This window comes from Streptomyces chisholmiae (assembly GCF_031845445.1).
GTDB classification, from domain to species: domain Bacteria; phylum Actinomycetota; class Actinomycetes; order Streptomycetales; family Streptomycetaceae; genus Streptomyces; species Streptomyces chisholmiae.
The window spans coordinates 1-404 of record NZ_JAVREO010000281.1; the positions used below are offsets into that span (position 1 = coordinate 1).

A 404-nucleotide genomic window follows, 5' to 3' on the forward strand; every position below is an offset into this window, starting at 1 on the left:
CTGTTCCAGCGCGCGCACCACCCGCTCCTCCAGCTCGGGGCCGCGCAGCCCCGACGCGGCCGGGCCGAAGGCGACGTCCTCGCGGACCGTGGGCATGAACAGCTGGTCGTCCGGGTCCTGGAAGACGATGCCCACCCGGCGCCGGATCTCCGGCAGGTTCCGCTTCGCCACCGGGAGCCCGGCGACGCGGACCGTGCCCGAGCCCGCCGTCAGGATGCCGTTGAGGTGCAGGACGAGCGTGGTCTTGCCCGCTCCGTTGGGGCCCAGCACCGCCACGCGTTCGCCGCGCCCCACGGTCAGGTTCACCCCGAAGAGGGCCTGGTGGCCGTCGGGGTAGGCGTAGGCGAGGCCGCTGACGTCGAGCGACTGGACGGGGGCCTGGGGCACGGCGTCCTTCGGGGAGA

1 protein-coding gene is annotated in these 404 nt (G+C 74.5%); it reads right to left on the reverse strand.

What is annotated here, in order from left to right:
* On the reverse strand, positions 1-387 hold a 387-nt coding region (locus tag RM844_RS33205; RefSeq protein WP_311671135.1), incomplete at its 3' end, for an energy-coupling factor ABC transporter ATP-binding protein.
* Positions 388-404 lie beyond the last annotated feature (17 nt).